This is a genomic window from Streptomyces sp. NPDC058964 (assembly GCF_042741275.1).
In the GTDB taxonomy this organism is placed as follows: Bacteria; Actinomycetota; Actinomycetes; order Streptomycetales; family Streptomycetaceae; genus Streptomyces.
Window position 1 is genome coordinate 1 of sequence record NZ_JBHYKH010000512.1, and the last position, 6,419, is coordinate 6,419.

At 72.4% G+C, this 6,419-nt stretch carries 5 protein-coding genes; 1 reads left to right on the forward strand and 4 read right to left on the reverse strand.

What is annotated here, in order from left to right:
• Window positions 1-676: sensor histidine kinase (locus tag ACFW2E_RS38725; protein ID WP_384474305.1), on the forward strand; the 676-nt coding region annotated here is incomplete at its 5' end.
• Between the two features lie 28 nt (window positions 677-704).
• Here ACFW2E_RS38725 and ACFW2E_RS38730 read toward each other — a convergent pair.
• The 4 genes from ACFW2E_RS38730 to ACFW2E_RS38745 all read right to left on the reverse strand — a co-directional run.
• Window positions 705-1,358 carry a CBS domain-containing protein gene (locus ACFW2E_RS38730; RefSeq protein ID WP_384474317.1) on the reverse strand — a complete coding sequence of 218 codons (654 nt, stop codon included), beginning with the start codon at window positions 1,356-1,358 and terminating at the stop codon, window positions 705-707.
• Between the two features lie 26 nt (window positions 1,359-1,384).
• Window positions 1,385-1,843: a Crp/Fnr family transcriptional regulator gene (locus ACFW2E_RS38735; RefSeq protein ID WP_384474308.1), complete on the reverse strand. Its 459-nt coding sequence runs from the start codon at window positions 1,841-1,843 to the stop codon at window positions 1,385-1,387.
• 824 nt (window positions 1,844-2,667) lie between these two features.
• Window positions 2,668-5,355, reverse strand: coding sequence for a GNAT family N-acetyltransferase (locus tag ACFW2E_RS38740; RefSeq protein ID WP_384474311.1), 2,688 nt, complete (start codon window positions 5,353-5,355; stop codon window positions 2,668-2,670).
• A 132-nt stretch (window positions 5,356-5,487) separates the two neighbouring features.
• Window positions 5,488-6,419: heavy metal translocating P-type ATPase (locus ACFW2E_RS38745; RefSeq protein WP_384474314.1), on the reverse strand; the 932-nt coding region annotated here is incomplete at its 5' end.

The window sequence follows — 6,419 nt, forward strand, 5'->3', positions numbered from 1 at the left end:
GGCGCTCTGGCGCGCGCCGGCCGCGCGCGCGTGGCACCGCGGCGCGCGCCCTCTGGCCGCCGTCGCGCGGGGGGGCCCCCAGGACCGGGACCGGATCGCCCGGGACCTGCACGACCTGGCCATCCAGCGGCTGTTCGCCACCGGGATGACACTGCAGAGCGCGGGCCGCTTCATCGAGCATCCAGAGGCCTCGGAGCGGGTCCGGCGGGCCGTCGACGACCTGGACGAGACCGTAAAGATCATCAGATCGACGATCTTCGGGCTGCGGGCGCGCGAAGGCTCCGGTGACAGCGGACTGCGAGCGCGGATCGTCCGTGCCGTCGGCGAGGCGGCTCCCGTGCTGGGCTTCACGCCCAGCGTGCGCATGGAGGGCCTGGTCGACACCGGTGTGCCACGTGAGGTCGCCGACCACGTCGTGGCTGTGCTCTCCGAGGCCCTCGCCAACACCGCCCGGCACGCCCACGCCGACCGGGCCGAGGTGGTCCTGACGACAGACGGCCACGAGGTGTCGCTGACAGTCTCGGACAACGGAGTGGGCGTTCCGCCCGGCGGCCGTCGTAGCGGGCTGCGCAATATGACCGAGCGAGCGGAAAAGTCGGGCGGCCGGTTCGAGGTGAGCAGCCCCGCCGGCGGCGGCGCGCGGCTGACCTGGCGGGTGCCACTGCCGTCGGCGTAGAGACGTACCGGCTCTGCTTCGGCGAGGGTCACCGTCCCGCTGCCGCGGTCAGGCGGCAGTCCACGCCGATCACGCCCTCGACGCCTCGCACGAGGCGGATGGCGAGAGGAATCCGGGTGGCGTCCGGCACCTTTCCGGTGAGCCTGGCGACACCTTCGCTGACAGTGATGTGCACGGGTTCGACCGGCGCAGGGAAGAGCAGGTCGACCACGTCGCGCCGAATCTCGTCGGCAAGGTCGTTGTCCGGGCGCGCGAAAACCTTCAGCAGGTCTCCACGGCTGACAATGCCTTCGAGCAAGCCCTCGTCGTTCACCACGGGCAGTCGTTTCACGTGGCGCAGTGCCATGATGCGTGCTGCTTCGGCGAGTGTGGCGTCGGCGTGCACGGTGAGGGCCGGGGCGCTCATCAGTTCCTCCGCGGTCAAGGCCCCGGCTCTGGCCAGGTCGGACAACCGACGTGCCTGGGTGAAACGGTCCGGATCGCTGTCCCGGAACTCCTCCTTGGGCAGCAGGTCGGCCTCCGACACCACCCCGATCACTCGACCGTCGCCCTCCAGTACGGGCAGTGCACTGACCTCTCCCTCACTCATGCGCTCGACGATGTCCTTGAACAGAGCCTTGCGGCCCACCGCGACGACGGCATGCGTCATCACGTCACTCACGCGATGCGGGCTGCTGTGCATGCTTTCTTCCTTGCAGATGCGGGTGGTCACACCAGGTGCCCACTGGCGTAGGGGGCGTAGAGGTCGAGCAGACGGATGCGGGAGGCATGCAACCGCTGGGCGACCACTCGCCCGATCCAGACGGCGATCGCCCGGCCGAACTCGGGGTCCTCGGCGCACATCGCCCGGATCGCTTCGGCGTCGAACTCCCAGGCACGCACCGGGCTCATCGCCTCTGCGCCCAGATGCCAGACGTACGGCGGGAAGTGCCAGGACCAGCCGACCAGCTCGTCGTGCCCCAGCGACTCGATGACGGCGCGTCGGCTGCCGGGTACCTGCAGGTCAAGGGCGACGGTGCCGGTACGTACGATCCAGAAGCGATCGGCGCGCCGCCCCTCCTCGAACAGGCGGGTACCCGCCTCGAAGGAGACCTCGCGGGCGAGGCGCATCAGCCGTTCGCGGTGCTCGGCCGGCAAGGCCGTGGTCATGGTGGTAGCGGAGGTCATCGCACCGGCTCCCTTCGTGGTTCCTGCTTCCAGCGTGGGCGCGTCCGTGACGCACTGCCACGGGACGCTCGGCTCCGACCGGAGTCTTTCGGTCCATGGGATCCGGTAGTCGCCGACGCGCACGCTGACCGGACCCGCCATGAAGGGAGGGACCCGCTGAGCGTCTCCACACGCATCGCGATCGGAGCTGCCGGGGACCCGTTCCGCCCCGTCCCGGCACGGTGCCGGCACAGCGGGCCGGCTGTCCCGCTTCCCGCCTGTCCCGGGACGGCGCCAGAGAGGCCATCGAGATGCCGCAACGGCGACTGGCCCGGCCGGGGGCGATCGGCGTTCCGGGACCTGGGCCGGAACCGTCGCCGTTGTTCGTGGAGCCACGGGCCCGGCCGTGGCATGAGAAGGCGGGAAGGGCCACCCACTTCTCGCGGATCCGGATTGCGCGGTGCGCGGCTGCCGGCCGCTTCCCCGCGTCTCCAACGGGTCCTTCCCGCCACTACCAGGACACCACGGGAACCGGCGGCCTGCCAGGGCCGACCGGCCCCAATCCAGCGACATTCGCAAGGAGCCGAGGCCATGACCAGCGCGATTCCCGAGCCCGCAGCCCGGCCACGGCCCGCGTTGCCCACCTTCCTCGGCGGTGTAGGCACGGTCTCCGGGCCACCCGACGCCCTGTACCCACCGGCACGCATCCCCGCCACGGCCCGCCGAACCCGCACCGACTGGTTCACACGGTTCCTGTCCTCGAACACAGCCGAATGCCCCCACCGTTGCCGATGCCTCAGGACGCCGTCACGTGATCGCGGGGCGTTCTTCAGCGGCCGGCCCCATCAGCGCAGCCTGCGCAGATACGGATCTCGGGGGTGGCGCGGCGCGAGCCGGACGCGGACGTCGAGTGTGGTGACGCCGCGCGGCCCGGCCATGACGGGGTTGAGGTCGGCTTCCGCCAGTTCGGGCAGGTCGGAGGCCATCCGGGAGAGCCGGTGCAACAGCTGTTCCAGGCCGCCGAGATCGGCGGCGGGGCTGCCGGCGTAGCCGAACAGCAACGGGGAGCACCGGGGCGAGGTGAGCAGGTCGTGCACGTCGAGGTCGGTGAGCGGGGCGAGCCTGGCCGCGTGGTCGGTGAGCAGTTCGGTCACCGTACCGCCGAGGCCGAACACCACAAGGGGCCCGAAGACCTCGTCCTGGACGACTCCCGCGAACAGCTCGGTGCCGCGTTCGGCGAGCGGCTGGACGACCACTCCGGTCATCCGGTCGCCGAACCGGGTGACCAGATCACGGTGGGCGGCCCTGACCTGAGAGGCGTTGTGCAGGTCGAGGTGCAGGGCGCGCTGTTCGCTCTTGTGCAGCAGACCTGGCCAGTAGGCCTTCATGACGACCCGCCCGCCCGGTCCGGTGAGCCGCTCGGCCGCAGCGACCGCCTCTTCCTCGTCTCTGGCCCATGCCCAGGGAACCTGGGGGATGCCGTAGCAGCTGAGGAGTGCGGCTGTTGTCCGCGGATCGAGCCAGCCTCCTTCCGGGTTCTCCTCCAGGAAGGCAGCGGTCACGCTCCTCGCACGCCCGGTCTCCACGTCCGGCAGCTCCGGTACGGCGCCCGGCAGTCGGCCGAGCCAGTCGGCGCGGGCCGCGGCGTGGGCCAGGGCACGGGCGGCGTCCGCGGCGTCGGAGTACGCGGGCAGGGTGCCCCCGTCGGTGGTCGGCAGCAACTCCACGCGGGCAGGTTGCGCGGGCAGTACCGCGGCGACGGGGCGGGCGAGCGGGCCGGGGGGCGAGGTCATGGCGCGCACCAGGTCTTCGCCGGTGGCTGCAGCGACCGCCGTGGGTACCAGGCTCACGAGGACGGCGTCGACCGCGCCGTGCCGGGCCAACCGGTCGATGCACGCCCGCAATTGCTTCTCGCCGACGGTCGCCGTGACGTCGACGGGATTGTTTGCGACGGCGCCGTCGGGCAGCACTGCGAGGAGTTCGTCCACCAGGTCGGCGGCGAGTCGCGGAACGACGAGACCGGCGTCCGCACACGCGTCGGCGGCCAGGACGCCCACCCCTGCCGCGTTGCTGACGACGGCGACCTTCGTTCCGTGGGGAAGCGGCTGGGCATGCAGGAGCGCGGCGGTGTCGAGGAGTTCACCGATGGTGCGGGTCGCGGTGATACCGGCCTGGGTGAACAGCGCCTGCCGGGTCATGGCCGGGGTGGCCGCCGCCGCGGTGTGCGAGGCCGCAGCCCGCCGTCCGGCCTCGGACCGGCCGACGTCCACGGTGAGCACCGGCATCGAGCGGGCGACACGGCGGGCGGTGCGAGAGAAGGCGCGGGGATTGCCGAAGGACTCGAGGTGAAGCAGCGCGAGGTCGGTTCGGCCGTCGCTCTCCCACCACTGGAGCATGTCGTTGCCGCTGACGTCGTACTTGTCGCCGAGCGAGACGAAGCTCGACACACCGATGCCGAGCCGGGCCAGGCCGTCCAGCAGCGCGATGCCGACGCCGCCGGACTGTACGGCGAGACCGGCGGTGCCGGGTCCGGGATGCCGGGCGGCGAAGGTGGCGTCCAGGTGGACGGCGTCCTCGGTGTTCGCCAGGCCCAGGCAGTTCGGGCCGACGAGCCGCATGCCGTGCCGTCGGCACGCGTCCAGCAGAGCGCCGCTCTGGTGCATGTCCAGGCCGGCGGACACCACGAGCAGGGCGTGTACGCCGGCTCTCCCGCACTCCTCGGCCACCTCGGCGACGGCTGCGGCCGGCACCGCGATCACGGCCAGGTCCGGCACCTGCGGCAGGCCGGCGACGGACGGGCGGGCGTGCACCCCGGCGATCGCGTCGGCGTCGGGATGCACGGCGTACAGCCGCCCGGCGTAGGAGCCGTTGTGGATGTTCCGCAGGATCGCGCGCCCGACCGACCCCGGTGTGCGGCCCGCGCCGATCACCGCGACGGTGCCGGGACGCAGCAATGGCCGCAGACTGGCGACATCGGCCAGCCTCCCGCGGGACTCCACGGCGCTCAGGTAGGCCTCGTCCTCGGTGAGGCCGACCAGGCAGTGCACCTCGGGCCCGTCGAAGCGGCGGGTCACGCGCAGCCCCAGGTCGTGGAAGACCTTCAGCACGTCGCGATTCTCGGCCAGTGAGTCGGCGCTGAACGCAGTGACGCCCGCCGCACGAGCGGCGTCCGCGAGGTGTTCCAGCAGGAGGGTGGCCACACCGCGGTGGTGCCAGCCGTCGGCCACGGCCACCGAGATCTCCGCCGTGCTGCTGCCCGGCAGCACCTCGTACTCGGCCAGACCCACGAGCCGTCCGTCGCACTCCGCGGCCAGCGCGCGGTAACCGGGGCGTTCACCACGGGCCACTCGCTCACCGGCCTGCCTGGCGGACGCCGGGCTGACGCAGAAGAATCGCATTCGCAGGTTCTGCGGTGACATCTCCTCGTACAGCCGTTGCACCTCCTCCTGATCCGCCGGACCCGCCCGCCGTATGCGAACGGTGGTTCCGTCGGTCAGCAGGGCGTGCGCCGGAACTTGCCGGATGCCGGTCATCGCGAAATCTCCCTCCGGACGTCCGGCGTCCAGCGTCCGGCGGCAGGACCTGGCCGCACAGGGGCTGACCGGGCACCGTGCGGGCCGAATGGCCCTCCCGGCGGATCCTCCGGCCGTGAGCCCGGCGCGGTCTCACTGGGCCAGTGAGAAATAGCTTTCCTCCTCCTGCGTGAAGTGCAGGCGCAGGACGGTGTGCAGTCCGTACAGGCAGGAGCGCAGGTCGTCGAGCTGGCCGGGGGACAGGCCGCCTTCGGCGTGAGCCAGCTGCAGATGGGTGGCTATGCGGTGGGAGAGGCGTTCGATCTCGGCGTGGGCACGGCTCATGGTGGCCGTGGCCTCTGGCCCGCCCAGGGTGGGCGCGAGAGCGGGGTAGAGCTCGTGCTCCTCGGCGTACTCGTGGGGCAGCAGCCGCTGGGTGAGCAGCCGATGCGCCTCCTCGACGGTTGCCAGAGCCTGCGGGCCCGGGCCGTCCGAGAGGTGGTCGGCCGCACCGTGCACCGCTTCGAGCACGTCCTGGAGGTCGTCGTGTTCCGCCGCGAAGCGGTGGATGAGCGCCTCCGCCGCGGGCGTCAGCGCGGGCCGGGTGGACTGGTCGACACGCAGCGCACGCAGGGCATTCAGGATGACCGCCACATCCACGGCCTCCTGGAGCAGGGCGCCCAGGGCGGGCGGCACCAGGCCGAAGGCGGCCGCGGCCATCAAGCCCAGGGACATCGCCATCCCGCCCAGGGCACTCTGCACGGCGATCCGCCGGGCTCGTACGGCGATGAAGACGGCGTCGGCGAGCCGGTCCACGCGATCGGTCGTCAGCACGATGTCGGCGGCCTCCGAGGAGGCGGTGGAGCCGCGCGCACCCATTGCCACACCGACGTCCGCGGCGGCCAGCGCGGGGGCGTCGTTCACGCCGTCGCCCACCATGACGGTGACCGCGCGCTCGCGTTCGGCCCGGACGACGGCGACCTTGCCGGCCCGGGGGTGCCCCGCCCCGCCGGGGGGGGTGGCGCGGACTGGGCCCCCCCCCCCCGCGCGCGCGCGCGCCGCGCCCGGGGGCCTCAAGAGCGCGC